The organism is Peribacillus sp. NPDC058002 (assembly GCF_042886655.1).
GTDB classification, from domain to species: Bacteria; Bacillota; Bacilli; order Bacillales; family DSM-1321; genus Peribacillus; species Peribacillus aracenensis.
Map to the genome: position 1 here is coordinate 1 of NZ_JBHVQU010000528.1, position 1,174 is coordinate 1,174.

1 rRNA gene is annotated in these 1,174 nt (G+C 57.6%); it reads left to right on the forward strand.

Features of this window, described 5'->3' with window-relative positions:
- Positions 1–125 precede the first annotated feature (125 nt).
- A 23S ribosomal RNA gene (locus ACFVSH_RS26865) occupies positions 126–1,174 on the forward strand; the annotation flags it as partial.

Below are 1,174 nucleotides of genomic sequence, written 5' to 3' on the forward strand. Positions count from 1 at the left end.
GGGTGTCTGAGGGTATGGCCGTAAGGCTGCCTTCGGTTGCCGGCCCCAGTGAACTCGCCTGCGAAGGTGGGGTGATGGGTGGCTGGTCGTTGTTTGAGAACTGCACAGTGGACGCGAGCATCTGTGGCCAAGTTTTTAAGGGCGCACGGTGGATGCCTTGGCACCAGGAACCGATGAAGGACGTGGGAGGCCACGATAGTCCCCGGGGAGCTGTCAACCAAGCTTTGATCCGGGGGTTTCCGAATGGGGAAACCCGGCAGTCGTCATGGGCTGTCACCCGCTGCTGAACACATAGGCAGTGTGGAGGGAACGCGGGGAAGTGAAACATCTCAGTACCCGCAGGAAGAGAAAACAACCGTGATTCCGGGAGTAGTGGCGAGCGAAACCGGATGAGGCCAAACCGTATTGGTGTGAGACCCGGCAGGGGTTGCCAATACGGGGTTGTGGGAATGAGCTTCAGTCGTCTGCCGGCGGCTGGGCGAGTCAGAAACCGTATGGGTAGTCGAAGGACATGCGAAAGGTCCGGCGTAGAGGGTAAGACCCCCGTAGCTGAAACATTGACGGCTCGTTTGAGAGACACCCAAGTAGCACGGGGCCCGAGAAATCCCGTGTGAATCTGGCGGGACCACCCGCTAAGCCTAAATATTCCCTGGTGACCGATAGCGGATAGTACCGTGAGGGAATGGTGAAAAGTACCGCGGGAGCGGAGTGAAATAGTACCTGAAACCGTGTGCCTACAAGCCGTGGGAGCGTCGCATGCAAGCTTGCTTGCATGTCGTGACTGCGTGCCTTTTGAAGAATGAGCCTGCGAGTTAGCGGTGTGTGGCGAGGTTAACCCGTGTGGGGTAGCCGTAGCGAAAGCGAGTCCGAATAGGGCGATTGAGTTGCATGCTCAAGACCCGAAGCGGAGTGATCTAGCCATGGGCAGGTTGAAGCGGAGGTAAGACTTCGTGGAGGACCGAACCCACCAGGGTTGAAAACCTGGGGGATGACCTGTGGTTAGGGGTGAAAGGCCAATCAAACTCCGTGATAGCTGGTTCTCCCCGAAATGCATTTAGGTGCAGCGTCGTGTGTTTCTTGCCGGAGGTAGAGCACTGGATAGGCGATGGGCCCTACCGGGTTACTGACCTTAGCCAAACTCCGAATGCCGGTAAGTGAGAGCACGGCAGTGAGA